The organism is Caballeronia sp. BR00000012568055 (assembly GCF_029439455.1).
GTDB lineage: Bacteria > Pseudomonadota > Gammaproteobacteria > Burkholderiales > Burkholderiaceae > Caballeronia.
The window spans coordinates 50,565-71,497 of the sequence record NZ_JAQFVG010000319.1 but is presented as its reverse complement, the minus strand read 5'-3'; the positions used below and the strand labels follow the sequence as shown (position 1 = coordinate 71,497).

The following is a 20,933-nucleotide window of genomic DNA, read 5'->3' as shown; positions in this document are numbered from 1 at the left end:
CGATTCTGTTCGTTTCGGTTTGGACTAGCGGCGAGCGATGCTCGCCGCTTTTTTATTGACGCTTATGAAGCGACACCTTCTTATCGTCATGGCCGTTGCGCTGCTTGGCTTGCACGCGCTGACCAACGGCCAGTACGGTTTTCATCGCGACGAGTTGTCCACGCTTGCGGACGCCGCATCGCTCGATTGGGGTTATGTCGGCGCGCCGCCGCTGACGCCGTTTTTGGCGCGTGTGGCGTTCGCGATGTTCGGGCCGTCGCTAGCCGGACTACGCTTCTTTGCCTCGCTGGCGATGGCCGTCGCGTTCGTGCTGACGGGATTGATGGCGCGGCACATGGGCGGCGGGCGATTCGCGCAGAGCGTGGCGGCGGTATCGGCGGCGATCAGCGGCGTGGCGTTGAGCGCGGGCGCGTTGTTCGAGTATGTGAGCCTCGATTATTTGTGGTGGGTGATGGCGGCGTACTTCGTCGTGCGGCTGCTCGCATCGAACGATGCGCGTGCGTGGCTCGGCGTGGGCGCGGCGGTCGGCCTCGGTCTGATGACGAAGTACAGCATCGTGTTTCTGATGGCGGGCATCGGCGCGGGAATCGTTTTTACGCCTGCGCGCCGGTATTTGCGCAGCGGCTGGCTGTGGGGCGGCGTCGCGCTTGCGTTCGTCATCTTTTTGCCGAACCTGATCTGGCAGATTCGACACGACTTCGTCACGCTGGATTTTCTGCGCAGCATTCACGCGCGCGATGTGCAACTCGGCCGAACCGATGGCTTTCTCAGCGGACAATTCTGGATAGCCACGAATTCGTTCACGGTGCCGTTATGGATCGCGGGTCTGGTGTTTCTTTTCACGAACGAAGCCGGGCGCAGGTTCCGCATGCTCGGCTGGATGTTCGTCATTCCGCTCGTGCTGTTCGTTCTCGCCAAGGGACGCGATTACTACATGGCGCCCGCTTATCCGATGCTGCTGGCCGCAGGCGCAGTCTGGTGCGAGCGATTGGTGAAGCGTTGGTTGGTCATCGTGCTGCTCGCGACGGGCGGGTTGCTTTGGGCAGCCCCAGTTCTGCCAATCGCACCGGTCGATTCATCATTCTGGCGCTTTGCGGATCGCGTGAACGGCGGCAATTTCAACGAGCAAATCGGCTGGCCCGAACTCGCGCACACCGTGGCACAGATTCGCGCGACGCTCCCTGCGCAAACCGGCATCCCCGTTGCCGATACTGCGCAAGCCGAAGCCATCGATCTTTACGCGCCCGAGCTTCCGCATGCCATTTCCGTGGCCAATTCGCATTGGTTTCGCGGCTACGGCAATCCGCCGCCGAAGCCGCTGATCGTGGTCGGCTTTCCGGACGCGTTCGTGCAACGGCACCTGGCGTCGTGCGTGAAAGCGGGTCGCGTGGGGATCGAAAACAGTGCGATCGGCGGAAAAAACGTCTTCGTCTGCGATGGACCGATTCAACCGTGGCCGCGTTTCTGGCAGGACGCGAAGCACTACGGCTGAATCTGGGCGTCACTTCATCATGCGCCGCCTGAACAGCCACGCGCACAATAAGAACGGCACAACGACATACGCGAGCAGCACGACCACATGCAGCGCCGCCGATTCCACCGGACGCGCGAGCATCGCCGGACGAATCAGCTCGACCGCGTGATACAGCGGCAAGGCCTGCGTCACATGCCGCGCGATGCCCGGCAACTGCGTCACCGGGAAAAACACGCCGGAAAGCAGCAGCATCGGCGTGAGCGCGAGCGTCTGATAGAACATGAAAAAGTCGTAGCTCGGCGCAATGGCCGTAATCACCATCGCGGTACTCGCGAACGCCAGACCTGTCAGCACGATCACCGGTAGCGCGATCAGCATCGACGGAAAATTCGCGTAACCGAGCGCGCCCGCGACGAGCATGATCGCCGCGCCCGAGAGCATCGACTTGCTCGCCGCCCAGACGATTTCGCCCAGCACGATATCGCCGAGCGTGAGCGGCGTGTGCATGATCGCCTCCCACGTGCGCTGAACGTGCATCCGCGAAAATCCCGAATACATCGCCTCGAAACTCGCCGACATCATCACGCTCGATGCAGTCGTGCCCGCCGCGAGAAACGCGATGTACGAGACGCCATCCACATGACCGACCATCAGGCCGAGACCGAGGCCTAAGCCGAAGAGATAGATCATCGGATCGGCGAGATTGCCGATCATCGACGCGATCGCGAGTTTCTTCCACACGAGATAGTTGCGCCGCCACACCGACATCCAGTGCGTGGCGTTGGCGGGCAGGGCGCTGGACATCGGCGTGTAGCTGTCGGCTTCTGTTGGCATCGTGTCGATGCGCTTGTTGTCTACGCGGCTATCCATGCTCAGTCCACCATTTCACGGCCCGTCAGCCGCAGAAACACATCTTCCAGATTCGCTGGCCGATGCAGATAGCGCACATCGGCGCGGCCCTTGACGCGCGCGTGCACGGGCTGCGGATCATCGACATAGCAGAACAGTGTCTCGCCGCTTATTTCGATACGTTGCGCGAACGGCTCCAGTTCCGCAGCCAGCGCCTGCGGATCGGCCCCGAAAATCTCGATCACATCCGATCCGATCACCGATTCAATAAGTTCACGCGGACGGCCTTCCGCGATCTTTCTGCCTTCTTCGATCACGCACAGGCGGTCGCACAAACGCTCGGCTTCTTCCATGAAATGCGTGGTCAGCAGAATCGTTTTGCCGCGCGCGAGCAGCGAGCGCAGACGTTCCCAGATCAAGTGGCGCGCTTGCGGATCGAGTCCGGTGGTCGGTTCGTCCATCACGAGGACGTCGGGATCGTTGACGAGCGCGCGTGCCAGTGTCAGCCGGCGTTTCATGCCGCCCGACAATTCGCCGACGCGCGCATCGGCCTTGCTTTCGAGCCGCGCAAATTCGAGCAGCGATGGCACCAGCGCCTCCATGCGCGCCCCCGCGATACCGAAATATCGGCCGAAGACCAGCAGGTTTTCGCGCACCGTGAAGTCGGGATCGAGATTGTCGAATTGCGGTACGACGCCCACGCGCTGACGCGCGAAACGGGCGCGCGCCGGAACGGGTTCACCGACCAAACGAATCGCGCCGCTGTCGGGCGAGGTGATGCCGAGCAGCATCTTGAGCGTCGTGGTTTTGCCTGCGCCGTTCGGGCCGAGCAGGCCGAAACATTCGCCCGGCTGAACATCGAACGACAAGCCATCGACAACACGTTTGTCGCCGTAGTGTTTGCGGACTTCGCGGAAGTCGATCGCGGGTGCTTGTTGTTCGCTCGTCTGCAATGATTGATCTGTCATTCACTGATCCTGCGGGTATAGCGATGAGCAATCCAGCGGGCTAGTGTAATCCAATGCACCAAGCCGGCGCTGACGTGCAACCAGGCGTGGCGTCGGCGTGTCAAATGAGTGCGGCGCGTGGGTTTTGCTGACCGCGTCGGAATACGCCTGAGCCTTGTCCGTCAAGGGATGGCGGGTTCTGGCACGGTGCGAGCTAACGCTGTCGCGGACGCCGGTTCGATTAGCGTTTTCCATCGTTGCCATGTGGGTTGCGACGCATGATGATGAAGTCGCGCAGACCGCGCACAGAGCGTTCGAACGCGTTAAGCGCATGTTTAGCCGCAATCACGAAGCGGCAGGGAGGTCATGATGTCCAGCTACCGAAAAATCCTTCTGTGCTACGACGGCTCACGGGAGGGCCGCAAAGCATTGCGGCAAGGCGCGAATCTCGCGCTCGACGTCAATGCGGAAACGCATGTGCTCGCCGTGGTCGATATGCGATCCAGCATCGCGCAGAGTGCCGGACTGCTAACCGATATGGCCTGCGGACGTTTCGAAGACGCCGCGCGCGATATCTTGCAGGAGGGCGTCGATTGGTTGCGCGAACGCGGCTTGCAGGCGCAGGGGCATTTCGCGTTCGGCCATCCAATTGATGAAATCGCGAATCTGGCGGACACCCTTCAGGTCGATCTCGTCGTGGTCGGGCACCGGTGCCGCAATGGCTTGTCGCGATGGTGGATGGGCGCGGGCAACACGCCACTGCTCGATCGCGTCAAGTGCAGCATTTTGGTGGCGGTTTGTCAGGCGGGTGAATCGGCTGAAGCGGAAGATGAAGTTAAGGCTGAGGCCAGCGCCTGAGACTCGGTATTAACCGTTGAGATCGACCGCGACGAGTTTCCATGACACGAGGCTGTTGCGGTGGAAGATCGCGGAATAACGCGCATCGCCGGCGCCGTGTTGGTAAGTGACGACGAAAGTGTCGAAGCTGCGATATCGCGCCGTGGTTTGCGGCGGTTGCTTCGGCGTTTCCTGCGCCGTCGTTGCGCCCGATGAAGCAACAGGCGCTTCCGCATTTGCATTTGCTTCCGGCGCAGGCGGACGCTCACCGGGATCTCCGTGCGGCGGAATGCCGTTGAGAATGGCGGCCACGCCATCCGGCGTCGCATACGAATCCACCAGCGGACCGACCAGCGCCGCGCCGATCATCGCCCCGATGATGGCGAGCGGATTCTCGTTCTTCTGAATATCGACGCGCCGCGTGAGCAACGCAGCGATTTGCTCCTTGAGACTGGAACGCAACGCGGGGAAATCGACGTATTCGTTGACGGTCTGCGCATCACGCGCATCGGCCGCCTTTTTCACGTGATCCAGCGCGATATACGGCGACGCATAAACGAAACCCAGCGCCGCAACGATCAGCAATACGACGAAGGTGGTCAGTACATAACGGGTGGTGCGGGACATGCTGCGGCCAAGCCTCAAGCTAATAACAGTGAGAAGTGGACCGCCCGCACGCCCGATAAATCCCGAAAATTTGTCGCTAATGCTTTTGAAACGTTTCGGTTAGGCAAGCATGCTGCCGCGCACACCCGCGCGTTCTTCATCGATATACCGGTCCAGCATGCGCGACACTTCGCCGATCTTGCCGACCAGAATCACCCGCGTTTCCCCGCGATACACCCTGACCGGCGCACGCTGCGCCGCTTCGGCATGCACACCGCTATTGAGCGATACGCGCGCAAACGCAGGCTGACGCGACGGCAGCGCGGGCATATCGTCGAAGAGATCGGGCGAAGCTTCCGTACGCGCCGTGCCGCAGCCGATCAGCGTACGCAGATGGCGAAGACGGCCGAATTGGCGGAAGGGCAGCAAGCGGGCAAAAAGTTCCATGATGACTCTCCAGACGATAGGACGCACCGCGGCGCACCGCGAACGATGGCCGACATGCTTGTTGTTTTCGAAACGCGCCGAGTTGGCGGGAACAGCCGCGAGACGTTGAGACAACCGCGACTACAGGGACTATCTTGATCGTCTACTGAGACAATTCGTGTCCCGGTGTCGCAAATTTCTTCGGGCCTTTAAAGCGCTTCAAACCGTTGAAAAAACTCAGAATTCGCCCGAGCGAATCAGACCCACGGCAATGCCTTCGAGCGCGAACTCCGCGCTTCCCGATCGCACGAAAATGTTCTCGTAATCCGGGTTCTCCGCAATTAGTTCCACGCCATCGCGATGCCGCTTCCAGCGCTTCACCGTGACGTCGTCCCCGAGACGCGCCACGACGATTTGCCCGTCCTTCGCTTCCGTACGCTTTTGCACCGCGAGCAGGTCGCCGTCGAGAATGCCGGCGTCGCGCATCGACAAGCCGCGTACTTTCAGCAGATAGTCCGGTTTGCTGGAGAAGAACGCGGGATCGCAGGTGTAATGCTGCGAGATGTGTTCTTGCGCCAGGATGGGACTACCGGCAGCCACGCGCCCGACCAGCGGCAGCGACAATTGCATGATGCTCGGATGCGGCAACGTAAGCTGATGCTGGAAGTCTTCCGAACGCGCCGAGTCGCTCAACAGCCGAATGCCGCGCGATGAACCGGCAGCCAGTTCGATCACGCCCTTGCGCGCCAACGCCCGCAGATGTTCTTCCGCCGAATTGGCCGAGCTGAATCCCAACTCTGCCGCGATCTCCGCCCGCGTAGGCGGGAAGCCCGTACGGTCGATGGCGCGCTGGATAAGCTCGAACACCTGCTGCTGACGCGCGGTAAGTTTTGTCGTTCTGGTAGTCACAGGCTCAATCCCCGCTTGTAGACAGCTACACACTGTATGGATGGACAGGTAACTGTATTTTTATACAGTATTCCGCGCTTTTCAAGCTTTACTTTAAGTTCGCGCCCGACCGCACCCGAGCGTCGGCATCCACGCCACAAACGGCCTTCTTCCAAAAACGAATAAGCTTCTTAGCAAGCTTCGATATAAAAGAGTAAGAAACGATTATTTTCAATCATATAGCCCGATCGATAGACTGATTCCGTCAATCAATAAGACGGAGAACGGGGAATGCAAAGCATCAAGGCGGGATTGGGGCGCTTGTTCGCTGCGGCGACGTTGACGGCAGGCTTGATCGGCGCGGCGCCGGCACACGCGGACACATCGTTTTTGAACGTGTCCTACGATCCCACGCGCGAGCTATATCAGGATTTCAATCAGGCGTTCGCGAAGAAGTGGAAAGCCGACACCGGCGAGACGGTCACGTTCAAGCAATCGCACGGCGGCTCGGGCGGTCAGGCGCGCGCGGTGCTCGACGGTTTGCAGGCCGATGTGGTGACCCTGGCGCTCGCCTACGACATCGATGCCTTGGCATCGAAGGGACTGGTCAACGCGGACTGGCAGAAGCGCTTGCCGGACAACGCATCGCCGTACACATCGACGATTGTGTTTCTGGTGCGCAAGGGCAATCCGAAGCACATCAAGGATTGGGATGATCTGACCAAGCCGGGCGTGTCCATCGTCACGCCGAATCCGAAGACTTCGGGTGGCGCGCGCTGGAACTATCTCGCGGCGTGGGCGTATGCGCTGCACAGGCAGGGCGGCAACGAACAAACCGCGAAAGACTTCGTCAGCAAGCTCTACAAGAACGCTGGCGTGCTCGATTCCGGCGCACGCGGCGCGACGACCAGCTTCGTGCAACGCGGTCAGGGCGATGTGCTGATCGCCTGGGAAAACGAGGCGTTTCTGTCGCTGAAGGAATTCGGCCCGGACAAGTTTGAGATCGTGGTGCCGTCGGTGAGCATTCTGGCCGAGCCGCCGGTCGCTGTCGTCGATAAGGTCGTTGACAAACACGGCACGCGCAAGCTGGCCGAGGCGTATCTGAAGTATCTGTACAGCGACGAAGGGCAGGAGATCGCGGCGCGCAATTTCTATCGCCCACGCTCGAACAAGGTGCCCGCTGAACTCACGAAGCAGTTTCCGAAGCTGAAGCTCTATACCGTCGATGACACCTTCGGCGGCTGGACCAAGGCGCAGAAAACGCACTTCGCGGACGGCGGCGTATTCGATTCAATCTATCAGCCGCAATAAGTTTTTGAGCAGCGATGACGCGGCGCGTTCATGACGCCGCGCATCGCATAAGCAGGACGCCTCCCCAGGCGCAATGGAACCCAGGATGACGACCCTCACATTCAAGAAGCCAAGCGCCTTACCCGGCTTCGGACTGACACTCGGCATCACGCTGGCTTATCTGAGCCTCGTGGTGCTGATTCCGCTTGCGGCAACATTCGCCAAGACCGCGACGCTGCATTGGCCGCAGTTCGTCGCGGCTGTCACATCGCCGCGCGTGTTGGCCTCATACAAGCTGACCTTCGGCGCCGCGCTCGGTGGCGCGATCCTCAACGCGATCTTCGGCTTTCTGGTCGCGTGGGTGCTGGTGCGCTACACGTTCCCGTTCAAACGTGTGGTCGATGCCATCGTCGATCTGCCGTTCGCGTTGCCGACTTCGGTCGCGGGCATTTCGCTCGCGGCGGTGTATGCGGGCAATGGCTGGATCGGACAATATCTCGCGCCGCTGGGCATCAAGGTCGCGTTTACGCCGCTTGGCGTGCTGGTGGCGCTGACGTTCATCGGATTGCCGTTCGTGGTGCGCACGGTGCAGCCGGTGCTGGAGGATTTCGAGCGTGAGCAGGAAGAAGCGGCCGCGTGCCTCGGCGCGACGCGCTGGCTGACGTTTCGCCGTGTGGTTCTGCCCGCGTTGTTTCCTGCGCTGCTGACCGGTTTCGCGCTCGCGTTCGCGCGTGCGCTCGGCGAATACGGCTCGGTGATCTTTATCGCCGGAAATGTGCCGATGAAGTCGGAAATCACCTCGTTGCTCATCATCACCAAGCTGGAGCAATACGACTATGCCGGTGCGACGGCGCTTGCGGTCGTGATGCTGTGCGTATCGTTCCTGATGCTGCTGTTCATCAATACGCTGCAATGGTTTCTGCAACGACGTACGAGCAAAACAGGCGCGGTGCCTGTATCGCACGCGAGCGGAGGTAAAGCATGAGCAAAGTTCTTCCGCTCAACACGACCGCGCGCCGCTCCGCGCAGAAGCTCAATCCGGTGACCGAGCCGCGCCTCGTGCGCTGGCTGTTGACGATCATCGCACTGGTGTTTCTCGCGCTGTTCCTGTTGGTGCCGCTGGTCGCCGTATTCGTGCAGGCGTTTGCCAAGGGCATCGACTATTACTTCGAGGCGTTGAAAGATCCGGACGCGTGGTCCGCCATCAAGCTCACGCTGATGACCGCCGCGATTGCCGTGCCGCTGAACGTGGCGTTCGGGCTGGCGGCATCGTGGGCGATCGCCAAGTTCGAGTTTCGTGGCAAAGCCTTGCTGACGACGTTGATCGATTTGCCGTTCTCGGTCTCGCCGGTTATTTCCGGCCTGATTTACGTGCTGATGTTCGGCGCGCAAGGCTGGTTCGGTCCGTGGCTCGCGGATCACGATGTGCAGATCATCTTCGCCGTGCCCGGCATCGTGCTGGCGACGATCTTTGTCACGTTCCCGTTCGTCGCACGCGAACTGATTCCGCTGATGCAGTCGCAAGGCACCGACGAAGAAGAAGCCGCGCATGTGCTCGGCGCTTCCGGTTGGCAGATTTTCCGGCGCGTGACCTTGCCGAACGTGCGATGGGGTCTGCTCTACGGCGTGATTCTCTGTAACGCGCGCGCGATGGGCGAGTTCGGCGCGGTATCGGTGGTATCGGGGCATATTCGCGGCCAGACCGACACCATGCCGCTGCACGTCGAAATTCTCTACAACGAATACAACTTTTCGGCCGCGTTCGCGGTGGCATCGCTGCTGGCGTTGCTCGCGCTCGTGACGCTCGGCCTCAAGCTGATCGCGGAGCGTCGCATGACGCAAGCGGTCACCGAAGCCCGCGCCATCGCCACGAATTGAGAGGCCCAAAATCATGAGTATCAACGTACGCAATCTGCAAAAGCGCTTCGGCGATTTCACCGCGCTCGATAACGTCACGCTCGACTTTCCCGCTGGCGAACTGGTCGCGCTGCTCGGGCCTTCGGGTTGTGGCAAGACCACGCTGCTGCGCGTGATCGCAGGCCTCGAATTCGCCGATGCAGGACAAGTGGTCTTGAATGGCGAAGACGTCGCCGATGTCGGCGCGCGTGAGCGTCAGGTCGGTTTCGTGTTTCAGCATTACGCGCTGTTCCGTCATATGACGGTGTTCGAAAACGTCGCGTTCGGGCTGCGCGTGAAGCCGCGTCGTGAACGGCCTTCAGAAGCGGTGATCCGCGAGAAAGTGCATGAATTATTGAAGCTCGTGCAGCTCGATTGGCTCGCGCAACGTTTTCCTTCGGAGCTGTCGGGCGGGCAGCGTCAGCGGATCGCGCTGGCGCGTGCGCTGGCCGTCGAACCGAAAGTGCTGCTGCTCGATGAACCCTTCGGCGCGCTCGATGCAAAGGTGCGCAAGGAACTGCGTAGCTGGCTGCGTCGCTTGCATGACGATCTGCATATTTCGACGCTGTTCGTCACGCACGATCAGGAAGAAGCGCTCGAAGTGGCGGATCGGATCGTCGTGATGAATCATGGGCATGTGGAGCAGGTGGGCAGTCCGCAGGACGTGTACGATCATCCGCAAACGTCCTTCGTTTACGAGTTCCTCGGCGCGGCCAATCGTCTGCAAGGTCATGTCGATGCGAAAGGTTTCACCGCCGATGGCGCATCGAATGCAATCGCTGCGGAAGCGCATTTTGCCGGGCCTGCAACCGCGTATGTGCGTCCGCATGACCTGAGCTTGTATCCGGCCGATGGCGCGCATCGCGATGGCATCGTGGTCGGTGTGCGGCGCGTGATTACGCTGGGCGGATCGGTGCGCGTCGAACTCGAAGGCAACGCGGGTGGCGTGCTCGAAGCGGAACTGGATCGCGAAACCTGGCGCGAACTCAGGCTCAATGTCGGCGATGGCGTGACCGCCGTGCCGCGCGCGCTGCGCGTGTTCCCCGCGCAACGAACATAACTAGAAAGAGGATAGAGATGAACTTCCAGCAATTGCGCTTCGTGCGCGAGGCCGTACGTCAGAACATGAATCTGACCGAAGTGGCGAATGTGCTTTACACGTCGCAATCGGGCGTGTCGAAGCAGATCAAGGATCTCGAAGACGAACTCGGCGTCGATATTTTTATCCGTCGCGGCAAGCGTCTGACGGGACTCACGGAACCGGGCAAACAGGTGCATCAACTGATCGAACGGATGTTGCTCGATGCGGAGAATCTGCGTCGCGTGGCGCGTCAGTTTGCGGATCAGGATAACGGGCATCTGGTCGTAGCGACTACGCACACGCAGGCGCGTTATGCGCTGCCCAAAGTGATTCGACAGTTCACCGAAGTATTTCCGAAGGTGCATCTTGCGCTGCGTCAGGGCAGTCCGCAGCAGATCGCGCAGATGATCATCAACGGCGAAGCGGATATCGGTATTTCGACCGAAGCGCTGGATCGGTATCCGGATATCGTCACGTTTCCGTGCTATTCGTGGCATCACACGGTTGTGGTGCCGAAGGATCATCCGCTAGTGGGCGTGGAGAACATCACGCTCGAACAGATCGCAGATTATCCGATCGTCACTTACGACCAGGATTTCACGGGCCGTTCGCATATCGATCAGGCGTTCGCCAACGTCGGCGCGATTCCCGATATCGTGCTTACCGCTATCGATGCCGATGTGATTAAAACGTATGTGGAACTGGGCATGGGTATCGGCATCGTCGCGGCGATGGCGTATGACCCGAAGCGCGACAGCGAACTTGTCGCGCTGGATACGCAGCATCTTTTCGAAGCGAGCACCACGCGTGTCGGTCTGCGTAAGGGCGCGTTTTTGCGGGCGTATGCGTATCGTCTGATCGAAATGTTTGCGCCGCAGCTTAGCGAAGCGCAGATCGCGGCGCAGTTGCGCGAAGCTGCGTAAATCCCGCGTGAATCGCATGCCGGCTGATTTACAATCGCCGGCATGAATACTTCCTCTCTTCCTCGTATCGCGGTGCTGGCAACGGGCGGCACCATCGCCGGACAGGCGGGCGATGCATCCAAGACCGCGGGCTATAAAGCGGGCGTCGTCGGCGTCGATAAGTTGCTCGATGCGGTGCCCGCGCTCGCGTCCGTCGCGTCCATTCACGCGGAACAGGTTGCGAGCATCGACAGCAAGGACATGAGCCTTGCGTTGTGGTCCGCGCTTGCCGCGCGTGTCGAGACGCTCCTAAAACAGGACGATATCGATGGCGTCGTGATTACGCACGGCACGGATACGCTCGAAGAAACCGCGTATTTTCTGCATCTGACGGTGAAGAGCGAGAAGCCCGTCGTGCTGACGGCGGCCATGCGTCCTTCAACTGCGCTTTCCGCCGATGGCCCGCTGAATCTGCTGAATGCGGTGACGGTCGCGGCATCGAAAAATGCTGCGGGGCAGGGCGTACTCGTCGCGTTCAACAATCAGATTCACAGCGCGCGCGATGTCACCAAAACCAGCACCTATGCCGTCGATGCCTTCCGCTCGCCCGAAGTCGGCGTGCTCGGTTTCGTGCAGGACGGACGCGTGGAATTCCAGCGCAGCGTGACGAAGCCGCATACGACGGCAAGCGAATTCGCTATCGCTGAAAAATGGCCTTCGGTGGAAATCGTTGCGAGTTACGCGGATGCTTCGCGCGTGATGGTGGATGCGTTAGTGGCAGCGGGCGTGAAAGGCATCGTCGTTGCCGGAACGGGCAATGGCTCGATGCACGCGAATATCACGCAAGCATTATCCGATGCCGTAAAACAAGGCGTTTCGGTGGTGCGTGCATCGCGAGTCGGATCGGGCCATGTGATGCACAACGGCGCCGCATCGGACGATGCACTCGGCACGATCAGCGCAGGCACGCTGAATCCGTACAAAGCGCGTGTGTTGTTACTGCTCGCGCTTGCAGCCAACAAAAAAGACCTGCAACGCGTATTCGATACGTACTAAACAATCCGACGCGGACACCCGACGACAAACCGTCTGACCGACCAAGGCTTACCCGACTTATCGCCGGATGCCGCTTCTCGGACCCCACTTGCCGCCCTCAGCCCAGAGCGGCATTTGTCCCGCGTGCCCATACGCGGGACGCCCCACGGTTCAGATGTCGATGTTACGCAGCAGCCTTGCTTTGCTGCGGCTCATCGGCCACCTGGAAGTTGGACATGATCTCGAGCGCACGCACCATCGCCGAGTGATCCCACGCTTTGCCACCGTTCGCCGCGCACACGCTGAACAACTGTTGCGCGCTCGCGGTATGCGGCAGGGCGAGACCCATCTTGCGCGCGCCATCGAGCGCCAGATTCAAGTCCTTCTGATGCAGTTCGATACGGAAGCCCGGATTGAACGTGCGCTTGGTCATACGCTCGCCGTGCAGTTCCAGAATGCGCGATGCCGCGAATCCGCCCATCAGCGCTTTGCGCACACGCTCCGGGTCCGCGCCCGAACGCGCCGCAAACAACAGCGCTTCCGCCACGGCTTCGATATTCAGCGCGACGATGATCTGGTTCGCGACCTTGCAGGTCTGGCCCGCGCCGTTATCGCCGATATGCGAGATGTTCTTGCCCATCAGATCGAACAACGGCTTGGCGATGCCGAACGACTTTTCCGGACCGCCGACCATGATCGTCAGCGTCGCATCGCGTGCGCCGACTTCGCCGCCGGACACGGGCGCATCGAGATAATCGCAGCCGAGTGCGTTGATCTTCTTGGCGAACTCTTGCGTATCGAGCGGGTTGATCGAGCTCATGTCGATCACCAGCTTGCCCTTGCTCAGACCTGCCGCCACGCCGTCATCGGCGAACAGCACGTTGGCGACGTCAGGCGTGTCGGGCACCATCGTGATGACGATTTCGCTGGCTTGCGCGACAGCGGTCGAATCGGCTTCGACTTGCGTTTGCGCGCGGATATCGTCGGGCACCGGGAACTTGCCGTTCACCACCAGCTTGTGACCGCCCTTGATGAGGTTGCGCGCCATATGCGCGCCCATGATGCCGAGTCCGATGAAACCAATCGTTGCCATACTCTGTGCTCCTCCTGTGTTCGTTTATTACGCGGCGGTTATGCGTGTTCGTGCGACTTCACGCCGCCGATGCTCTGCAGCCAGCCCAGTCCCGCATCCGTGCCATTGAGCGGCTTGTACTCGCAACCGATCCAGCCTTGGTAGCCGATCGACTCGAGCAGACTGAACAGGAACGGGTAGTTGATTTCGCCCGTGCCCGGTTCGTTACGGCCGGGGTTATCGGCGAGCTGGATATGCGCGATCTGCGGCAGATTCTTCTTGATCGTCGCGGCCAGTTCGCCTTCCATGCGCTGCATGTGATAGATGTCGTACTGCAAGAACAGATTGTCCGATCCGACCGCGCGGATCACATCGAGCCCGTCCTTCGAACGGTTCAGCGCGAAGCCCGGAATGTCGTATGAATTGCAAGGCTCGACCAGCAGTCTGATGCCTTCCTTCTTCAACGCTTCCGCTGCAAAACGCAGGTTCTCGACGATCGTCGTACGCGCCTGTTCCGCCGATACCCCCGCCGTCGGAATCCCGACCAGGCAGTTCAGTTGCGGCACGTTCAGCGCCTTCGCGTACTCGATCGCACGCGGCACGCCTTCACGGAATTCGCTGATTCGATCCGGCAGACACGCGATGCCGCGCTCGCCACCTTCCCAGTTACCGGCAGGCAGGTTGTGCAGCACGATCTGAAGATCGTTGTCCTTCAGACGTTGCTGGATATCGCTGATCGAAAACGCGTACGGAAACAGAAACTCGACCGCTTTGAAACCCGCGTTCGCCGCCGCCGCGAAGCGGTCGAGGAACGGGACTTCGTTGAACAACATGGTCAGATTCGCGGCAAACTTCGGCATTGTTTAATCCTGTTGGTCGGTCAGTAGGGAAGCGCTTCTCAGTCGAGCGGCGTGACGGCGGTGGGCGCGTCGGCCTTCGATTCGGCAAGCTCTTCGAACTCGTTGATGGCGTCGATTTCCGTGCCCATCGCGATATTGGTCACGCGCTCGAGAATCATCTCGACGACCACCGGCACCTGATGTTCCGCTGCCAACGCCTGCGCTTGCTTCAGCGCCGGTGCGATCTCTTCCGGCTTGAACACGCGGATCGCCTTGCAGCCGAGACCTTCGGCCACTGCGACGTGATCCACGCCGTAGCCATCGAGTTCAGGCGCGTTGATGTTGTCGAACGCGAGCTGCACGCAGTAGTCCATCTCGAAGCCGCGCTGAGCCTGACGGATCAGACCGAGGTACGAGTTGTTCACGACCACATGCACATACGGCAGCTTGAATTGCGCGCCGACCGCGAGTTCTTCGATCATGAACTGGAAGTCATAGTCGCCCGACAAAGCGACGATCTTGCGTTGCGGGTCCGCAGCGCGCACGCCGAGCGCTGCAGGAATCGTCCAGCCGAGCGGGCCGGCCTGACCGCAGTTGATCCAGTTGCGCGCCTTGAACACATGCAGGAATTGCGCACCGGCAATCTGCGACAAACCGATCGTGCTGACGAAGCAAGTGTCGCGATCGAACGCGAGATTCATCTCTTCGTAGACGCGTTGCGGCTTCATCGGCACGTTGTCGAAGTGCGTCTTGCGAAGCAGGGTGCGCTTGCGTTCCTGGCAATCCGCAACCCACGCGCTGCGGTCTTTCAACTTGCCCGCCGCCTTCCATTCCTTCGCCACTTCGACGAACAATTCGAGCGCAGCCTTGGCATCCGACACGATGCCCAGATCCGGACCGAACACGCGACCGATCTGCGTCGGTTCGATATCCACGTGCACGAACTTACGGCCCTTCGTATAAACCTCGACGCTGCCCGTATGGCGATTCGCCCAACGGTTGCCGATCCCGAGCACGAAGTCGGAAGCGAGCATGGTGGCGTTGCCGTAGCGGTGCGACGTTTGCAGACCGCACATGCCGGCCATCAGCGGGTGATCGTCGGGGATCGCGCCCCAGGACATCAGCGTCGGAATGACGGGCACGCCGAGCGTTTCCGCGAATTGCACCAGCAAGTCTTCGGCTGCTGCGTTGAGCACGCCGCCGCCCGAAACGATCAGTGGCTTGTCCGCGTCGTTCAGCATCGACAATGCTTTTTCGATTTGCGCGCGCGTCGCTTTCGGCTTGTAGACCGGCAGCGGCTCGTACGTATCGATATCGAATTCGATCTCAGCCATTTGCACGTCGATCGGCAAATCGACCAGCACCGGACCCGGACGGCCCGAGCGCATCAGATGGAATGCCTGCTGGAACACGCGTGGCACCAGCGCCGGTTCGCGCACCGTGACGGCCCACTTGGTGACCGGCTTGGCGATCGATTCGATATCGACGGCCTGGAAGTCTTCCTTGTACAGACGCGCGCGCGGCGCCTGGCCGGTGATCGCGAGAATGGGGATCGAATCCGCCTGCGCCGAGTAGAGGCCGGTGATCATGTCCGTTCCCGCCGGTCCCGACGTGCCGATGCAAACGCCGATATTGCCCGGCGCGGCGCGCGTATAACCTTCGGCCATATGCGATGCGCCTTCGACGTGGCGAGCGAGCACATGGCTGATGCCGCCCGACTTCTTCATCGCCGAGTAGAACGGGTTGATGGCCGCGCCGGGCACGCCGAACGCGGTGTCGATGCCTTCCTTCTCCAGCACGAGGACGGCTGCGTCGACGGCTCTCATCTTGGGCATGTCTGTCTCCTTCAAGTCATGTTTCGTAGGGTTGTGCCAACTTTAGAACTGTGTAAAAGGTTTGATAAGATCAGCTACGGTCGCTTTTTCCCGTACAAAAAGTTTGTAATCGCGCGACGGCAGGAGACAGAGATGGATCGTTTCAAGCAGATAGAGACCTTCGTGCGCGTGGCCGAGGCGGGCAGTCTGGCTGCGGCGGCGCTGGAGGAGGGCGTGTCGCCGGTGATTCTCGGGCGGCGTATCGACGCGCTGGAGAAGCGGCTCGGCGTGAAGCTGATGTATCGCTCGACGCGGCGGCTGGTGGTCAGCGAAGACGGCGCGGCGTTTCTGGACCGATGCAAGAATCTGCTGGCGGAGTGGGATCAGGCGGAGAACGAGCTATCGGCGGGACGGCGCGCGGTGGGCGGGCATCTGATCGTCTCGGCGCCGGCGGCGTTCGGGCGCATGCACGTTGCGCCGCATGCGCCCGCGTTTTTGCGCGACAAGCCAGAATTGCAGATGTCGTTCAATCTCACCGACCGCGTCGTCGATCTGGTGCGTGAGGGCTACGACTTGTCGATACGGATCGGCGGAGCGGTCGATCCAAATTTCGTCGCGGTGAAGCTGGCGAATAATCGGCGCGTGGTGTGTGGCACGCCCGCTTACTTCAAGAAGCATGGACGGCCGAAGACGCTAGAAGACCTGCCGAATCACAATTGCCTCGCGTTCAACCTGCAAGGCGGTCAGAACCGCGGCTGGTACTTTCGACGCAACGGCAAGCTCGCGACCGTGCGCGTCAGCGGCAATCTCGATTGCAACGACGGTGAACTGCTGCATCGCTGGGCGCTGGAAGGGCTGGGACTGGGCTGGCGTTCGACATGGGAGATTCAGCGGCAACTGGCATCGGGCGAACTGGAAACGGTGCTCGACGAATTCGAATTACCGGATTACGACATCCTCGCGGTCTATCCGCAGCAGCGCTATGTGCCGGCACGCGTGCGCTACTTCATTGATTATCTTAAGGAAATCTTCGCGCAGCCGGATTACTGGAAACGCCCGCTGACGCTTCCGGGCGAACCGCAGCCGCCGCGCGCGCCTGCCGTAAGCACTTGAATTTACGGCCAAAGTCACTCGGAAACCGCCGATTTGGCTTGCCCGCATAGCCGAATCGCGCTATAGTCTCGGGCTTCTCACTTGCCGCACCGGTCCGACGCCCGGGTGGCTTATATCCACAAGGAGTGAATATGCGTCATTACGAAATCGTCTTTATCGTGCACCCGGATCAGAGCGAGCAAGTGCCCGCCATGATCGAGCGCTACAAGGGCACGATCACGTCGCACGGTGGCCAGATCCACCGTATCGAAGACTGGGGCCGCCGCCAACTGGCCTACATGATCGAGAAACTCGCGAAGGCTCACTACGTCTGCATGAACATCGAATGCGATCAAGCCACGCTCGAAGAGCTGGAACACGCATTCAAGTTCAACGACGCCGTGCTGCGCCACCTCATCGTCAAGATGAAGAAGGCTGAAACCAGCCCGTCGCCGATGATGAAGGAAGTGCAGCGCGAAGAAGCCAAGAAGGCGGCTGCTCAGCCGTCCGAAGCGCAGGCTTAAGGACAGTTCAACACTGTCACAGCCACCAGGAATTCAGTGAACCGGCTGCAACTGACAGCAAGCGTCGTGGAACGCGAACCGGTGCGATATACGCCCGCCGGCATTCCCATCGCAAGCTGCACGTTGCAACACGCGGCAGAAGTGGTCGAAGCGGGCATCGCCCGGAAAATCGAACTGACTTTGCAGGCGGTAGCGGCCGGTGAAGCGAGCGGCAGACTGGAAAGCTGTCCGATGGGCGTAGAAACACGCTTCACGGGCTTTCTGGCGAAAAAGAGCCGCAACGCGCGAACCCTGGTGTTTCACATCACAGAATTGCAGGACATTGGAAAGGACTAATCATGCCCCGCCCGACTGGTAAGAAATTCGACAAGCGTCGTCAGCAACAAAACCCGCTCTTCAAGCGCAAGAAGTTCTGCCGTTTCACGGCAGCCGGTGTCGAGTACATCGACTACAAGGACACGGAAACGCTGAAGGACTTCATCGGCGAAAACGGCAAGATCACGCCGGCTCGTCTGACCGGCACGAAGGCGCACTATCAGCGCCAGCTCGACACGGCCATCAAGCGCGCACGTTTCCTCGCGCTGCTGCCGTACACCGACCTGCACAAGGCCTAATCAGACGACGCAACAGGGATAGCAAAACATGCAAATCATTCTCTTGGAAAAGGTCGTCAACCTGGGCAACCTCGGCGATATCGTCAAGGTCAAGGACGGCTACGCACGTAACTTCCTGATCCCCGGCAAGAAGGCACGCCGCGCAACGAAGGACGCAATCGCTGAATTCGAAACGCGCCGCGCCGAGCTGGAAAAGGTTGCAGCAGAAAAGCTGTCGGCAGCGCAAGCTCAAGGCGAAAAGCTGAACGGCCTGACCGTTCAGATCTCGCAGAAGGCTGGCGTGGACGGCCGTCTGTTCGGCTCGATCACCAACGCTGACATCGCTACGGCTCTGAAGGGCCAAGGCTTCGGCGATATCGAAAAGGCGCAGGTTCGTCTGCCGCAAGGTCCGCTGAAGATGATCGGCGACCATTCGGTTCAAGTCGCGCTGCACACGGACGTCGTGGTCGACGTTACGGTGTCGGTGCTCGGCGAGCACGCTTAAGGTTGACGCGAGGCTTCGTGCCTCGCGAGTTGTACAAGAATGGCAGGCGCTTAATCGGCGTCTGCCATTTTTTTATTTGTCCACGCATCTGCATTGTTCGATAATTCCACCCCATGAACGCTCCGTCCAAAGACCCGCAACTCGATGCGCTGAAGGTTCCGCCGCACTCGATCGAAGCCGAGCAGTCGGTGATCGGTGGCCTGCTGCTGGACAACGCCGCATGGGACCGTATCGCCGATGTCATGGCGCAAAGCGATTTTTATCGCTACGACCATCGGATCATTTATGAGCATATCGGCAAGCTGATCGCGTCCACGCGTCCTGCCGACGTGATTACCGTCTACGAAGCCCTCAACAATGCCGGCAAGGCCGAGGAAGTGGGCGGGCTCGCGTATCTCAATGCGCTGGCGCAGAACACGCCGAGCGCGGCCAACATCCGCCGATACGCCGAAATCGTGCGCGACCGCGCGGTGCTGCGTCGTCTCGTGTCCGTCGCCGATGAAATTTCCGCCGATGCGTTCAATCCGCAAGGCAAGGAAGTGCGCCAGATTCTGGACGAAGCGGAATCGCGCGTGTTTTCGATTGCGGAAGACGGCGCGCGCGGCACGCAGGGCTTTCTGGAAATCGGGCCGCTGCTGACGCAAGTGGTGGAGCGTATCGACACGCTTTATCACACCGCCAATCCGAGCGATGTCACCGGCACGCCAACGGGTTTCGTCGATCTGGATCGCATGACGTCAGGGATGCACGGCGGTGAGCTGATCATCGTCGCGGGCCGTCCGTCGATGGGTAAGACGGCGTTTTCGATGAACATCGGTGAGTACGTGGCGGTGGAGTACGGCTTGCCCGTTGCCGTGTTCTCGATGGAAATGCCCGGCACGCAATTGACCATGCGTATGCTCGGTTCGGTCGGGCGGCTGGATCAGCACCGCATGCGTACGGGCCGTCTCACCGACGAAGATTGGCCGAAGCTCACGCACGCCGTGCAGAAAATGAGCGAGGCGCAGCTTTTTATCGATGAAACCGGCGGCCTGAATCCGATGGAATTGCGTTCGCGCGCGCGACGCTTATCGCGGCAGTGCGGCAAGCTCGGGCTGATCATCGTCGATTATTTGCAGCTCATGTCGGGCTCGGGCAGCGGCGGCGAAAACCGGGCGACCGAAATCTCCGAAATCTCCCGCTCGCTGAAAAGTCTCGCGAAAGAATTGGATGTGCCGGTGATCGCGCTGTCGCAGTTGAATCGCGGATTGGAACAGCGGCCGAATAAACGCCCGATCATGTCCGATCTTCGCGAATCGGGCGCTATCGAACAGGATGCGGATGTGATCTTGTTCATTTATCGCGACGAGGTGTACAACCCGGACAGTCCGGACAAAGGCACGGCGGAAATCATTATCGGCAAGCAGCGTAACGGTCCGATCGGTCCGGTTCGTCTTACGTTCCATGGTCAATACACGAAGTTCGACAACTTCGCCGGCGCGCAGAATTTCTACGGCAGCGAGTAATTCAAGCTGTCAAGTCCTGATCGTTGAGCTGACGCGCGGCAACCCCGCGCAGCCGCGAAATGCCGCCAAAAGGTACAATATGTCAGTTTGATGTCTGCCTAATTGACCCACTTAGCGGGATTTTCATGTTTGGTCGTTTCATGCCCACCGAGGGCAAGTTCTTCGAAATTTTCAACGCGCACGCGAAGTGCATGGTCGATGCAAGCCATGAGCTTGAATTGCTGATCGACAATCTGGACGAAGCCGAAATCCATAAGCAGAACGTCCAGACCAACGAAAAGCGTGCGGACAAGCTCACGCACGAAACCATCGATCTGCTGCACAAGACCTTCATCACGCCGCTCGACCGCGACGAAATCCACAAACTCATCACCACGATGGACGACATCCTCGATCTGATGGAGGACGTCGCCACCGCCATTTCGCTATACGACGTGCGCGCGGTCACCTCGGAAGCGAGCCAGCTTGCGCATATCTGCACGGCGTCGTGCGAACGCGTGCAACAGGCGGTCGGCTTGCTCGCGGACATGAAGCGCGCCAGCGAAATCCTCAAGATTTGCGAGGACATCGATCGTCTGGAATCGGATGCGGACCGCGTGCTGCGCTCGGCCATGTCCAAGCTGTTCCGCGAAGAAGACGACGTGAAGACGCTCATCAAGCTAAAGGCGATCTACGAATTGCTCGAAACGATCACCGACAAGTGCGAGGACGTCGCCAACATCATCGAAGGCATCGTGCTCGAAAACGCCTGAACACTA

23 protein-coding genes are annotated in these 20,933 nt (G+C 60.1%); 15 read left to right on the top strand and 8 right to left on the bottom strand.

What is annotated here, in order from left to right:
- The first annotated feature begins 64 nt into the window (after window positions 1-64).
- Complete coding sequence (locus tag P7F28_RS25830) at window positions 65-1,492, top strand: glycosyltransferase family 39 protein (protein WP_277187614.1); 1,428 nt, start codon at window positions 65-67, stop codon at window positions 1,490-1,492.
- A 9-nt stretch (window positions 1,493-1,501) separates the two neighbouring features.
- Here the strand turns inward: P7F28_RS25830 and P7F28_RS25825 are convergent, their stop codons facing one another.
- Window positions 1,502-2,308 carry an ABC transporter permease gene (locus P7F28_RS25825; RefSeq protein WP_277187697.1) on the bottom strand — a complete coding sequence of 269 codons (807 nt, stop codon included), beginning with the start codon at window positions 2,306-2,308 and terminating at the stop codon, window positions 1,502-1,504.
- Between the two features lie 38 nt (window positions 2,309-2,346).
- Window positions 2,347-3,291, bottom strand: a complete 945-nt coding sequence (gene nodI / locus P7F28_RS25820) for a nodulation factor ABC transporter ATP-binding protein NodI (RefSeq protein ID WP_277187613.1) — start codon at window positions 3,289-3,291, stop codon at window positions 2,347-2,349.
- Between the two features lie 348 nt (window positions 3,292-3,639).
- Between nodI and P7F28_RS25815 the strand changes: the two genes are divergently transcribed.
- On the top strand, window positions 3,640-4,128 hold the full coding sequence (locus tag P7F28_RS25815) for a universal stress protein (RefSeq protein ID WP_277187695.1): 489 nt from the start codon (window positions 3,640-3,642) through the stop codon (window positions 4,126-4,128).
- A 9-nt stretch (window positions 4,129-4,137) separates the two neighbouring features.
- On the opposite strand, the gene P7F28_RS25810 is transcribed toward P7F28_RS25815, so the two are convergent.
- The 3 genes from P7F28_RS25810 to lexA form a co-directional block, all read right to left on the bottom strand.
- Window positions 4,138-4,734 (bottom strand): DUF2939 domain-containing protein, encoded by a 597-nt coding sequence (locus P7F28_RS25810; protein ID WP_277187612.1) that lies wholly within the window; start codon window positions 4,732-4,734, stop codon window positions 4,138-4,140.
- A 99-nt stretch (window positions 4,735-4,833) separates the two neighbouring features.
- Window positions 4,834-5,160: a hypothetical protein gene (locus P7F28_RS25805; RefSeq protein ID WP_277187611.1), complete on the bottom strand. Its 327-nt coding sequence runs from the start codon at window positions 5,158-5,160 to the stop codon at window positions 4,834-4,836.
- Between the two features lie 216 nt (window positions 5,161-5,376).
- A complete protein-coding gene (lexA, locus tag P7F28_RS25800; RefSeq protein ID WP_277187610.1) occupies window positions 5,377-6,048 on the bottom strand; it encodes a transcriptional repressor LexA in 672 nt (223 codons plus the stop codon).
- Between the two features lie 270 nt (window positions 6,049-6,318).
- On the opposite strand from lexA, the gene P7F28_RS25795 reads away from it, so the two are divergent.
- The 6 genes from P7F28_RS25795 to P7F28_RS25770 all read left to right on the top strand — a co-directional run bounded on the left by P7F28_RS25795 (window position 6,319) and on the right by P7F28_RS25770 (window position 12,252).
- Complete coding sequence (locus P7F28_RS25795) at window positions 6,319-7,338, top strand: sulfate ABC transporter substrate-binding protein (protein ID WP_277187609.1); 1,020 nt, start codon at window positions 6,319-6,321, stop codon at window positions 7,336-7,338.
- A gap of 85 nt (window positions 7,339-7,423) precedes the next feature.
- The gene (gene cysT / locus P7F28_RS25790) at window positions 7,424-8,302 is read left to right on the top strand and encodes a sulfate ABC transporter permease subunit CysT (protein WP_277187608.1); all 879 of its coding nucleotides are present in this window, start codon (window positions 7,424-7,426) and stop codon (window positions 8,300-8,302) included.
- Window positions 8,299-9,195 carry a sulfate ABC transporter permease subunit CysW gene (gene cysW / locus P7F28_RS25785; RefSeq protein WP_277187607.1) on the top strand — a complete coding sequence of 299 codons (897 nt, stop codon included), beginning with the start codon at window positions 8,299-8,301 and terminating at the stop codon, window positions 9,193-9,195. The genes cysT and cysW overlap by 4 nt, the downstream gene beginning before the upstream one ends.
- 13 nt (window positions 9,196-9,208) lie before the next feature.
- Window positions 9,209-10,273 carry a sulfate/molybdate ABC transporter ATP-binding protein gene (locus P7F28_RS25780; protein WP_277187606.1) on the top strand — a complete coding sequence of 355 codons (1,065 nt, stop codon included), beginning with the start codon at window positions 9,209-9,211 and terminating at the stop codon, window positions 10,271-10,273.
- A 17-nt stretch (window positions 10,274-10,290) separates the two neighbouring features.
- A complete protein-coding gene (locus P7F28_RS25775; protein WP_277187605.1) occupies window positions 10,291-11,217 on the top strand; it encodes a CysB family HTH-type transcriptional regulator in 927 nt (308 codons plus the stop codon).
- A 42-nt stretch (window positions 11,218-11,259) separates the two neighbouring features.
- Entirely contained in the window at window positions 11,260-12,252 is a 993-nt protein-coding gene (locus tag P7F28_RS25770; protein ID WP_277187604.1) for an asparaginase, read from the top strand.
- Between the two features lie 163 nt (window positions 12,253-12,415).
- Here the strand turns inward: P7F28_RS25770 and P7F28_RS25765 are convergent, their stop codons facing one another.
- The 3 genes from P7F28_RS25765 to gcl are packed head-to-tail and all read right to left on the bottom strand — an operon-like array spanning window position 12,416 to window position 15,977.
- The gene (locus tag P7F28_RS25765; RefSeq protein ID WP_277187603.1) at window positions 12,416-13,324 is read right to left on the bottom strand and encodes a 2-hydroxy-3-oxopropionate reductase; all 909 of its coding nucleotides are present in this window, start codon (window positions 13,322-13,324) and stop codon (window positions 12,416-12,418) included.
- Between the two features lie 38 nt (window positions 13,325-13,362).
- Window positions 13,363-14,163, bottom strand: coding sequence for a hydroxypyruvate isomerase (hyi, locus tag P7F28_RS25760; RefSeq protein ID WP_277187602.1), 801 nt, complete (start codon window positions 14,161-14,163; stop codon window positions 13,363-13,365).
- 38 nt (window positions 14,164-14,201) lie between these two features.
- Complete coding sequence (gene gcl / locus P7F28_RS25755) at window positions 14,202-15,977, bottom strand: glyoxylate carboligase (protein WP_277187601.1); 1,776 nt, start codon at window positions 15,975-15,977, stop codon at window positions 14,202-14,204.
- Window positions 15,978-16,109: 132 nt separating this feature from the next.
- Here gcl and P7F28_RS25750 point away from each other — a divergent pair, with 132 nt between their 5' ends.
- The 7 genes from P7F28_RS25750 to P7F28_RS25720 all read left to right on the top strand — a co-directional run bounded on the left by P7F28_RS25750 (window position 16,110) and on the right by P7F28_RS25720 (window position 20,927).
- Window positions 16,110-17,069, top strand: coding sequence for a LysR family transcriptional regulator (locus P7F28_RS25750; RefSeq protein WP_277187600.1), 960 nt, complete (start codon window positions 16,110-16,112; stop codon window positions 17,067-17,069).
- 131 nt (window positions 17,070-17,200) lie between these two features.
- Window positions 17,201-17,572: a 30S ribosomal protein S6 gene (gene rpsF, locus P7F28_RS25745; RefSeq protein ID WP_277187599.1), complete on the top strand. Its 372-nt coding sequence runs from the start codon at window positions 17,201-17,203 to the stop codon at window positions 17,570-17,572.
- Between the two features lie 36 nt (window positions 17,573-17,608).
- Window positions 17,609-17,908 carry a primosomal replication protein N gene (gene priB / locus P7F28_RS25740; protein WP_007000151.1) on the top strand — a complete coding sequence of 100 codons (300 nt, stop codon included), beginning with the start codon at window positions 17,609-17,611 and terminating at the stop codon, window positions 17,906-17,908.
- Window positions 17,909-17,910: 2 nt separating this feature from the next.
- The gene (gene rpsR, locus P7F28_RS25735) at window positions 17,911-18,186 is read left to right on the top strand and encodes a 30S ribosomal protein S18 (protein ID WP_007000150.1); all 276 of its coding nucleotides are present in this window, start codon (window positions 17,911-17,913) and stop codon (window positions 18,184-18,186) included.
- Between the two features lie 28 nt (window positions 18,187-18,214).
- Window positions 18,215-18,670 carry a 50S ribosomal protein L9 gene (rplI, locus tag P7F28_RS25730; RefSeq protein WP_277187598.1) on the top strand — a complete coding sequence of 152 codons (456 nt, stop codon included), beginning with the start codon at window positions 18,215-18,217 and terminating at the stop codon, window positions 18,668-18,670.
- A gap of 113 nt (window positions 18,671-18,783) precedes the next feature.
- On the top strand, window positions 18,784-20,175 hold the full coding sequence (locus P7F28_RS25725) for a replicative DNA helicase (RefSeq protein ID WP_277187597.1): 1,392 nt from the start codon (window positions 18,784-18,786) through the stop codon (window positions 20,173-20,175).
- 125 nt (window positions 20,176-20,300) lie between these two features.
- Complete coding sequence (locus P7F28_RS25720; RefSeq protein ID WP_277187596.1) at window positions 20,301-20,927, top strand: DUF47 domain-containing protein; 627 nt, start codon at window positions 20,301-20,303, stop codon at window positions 20,925-20,927.
- The last annotated feature ends 6 nt before the right edge of the window (window positions 20,928-20,933 follow it).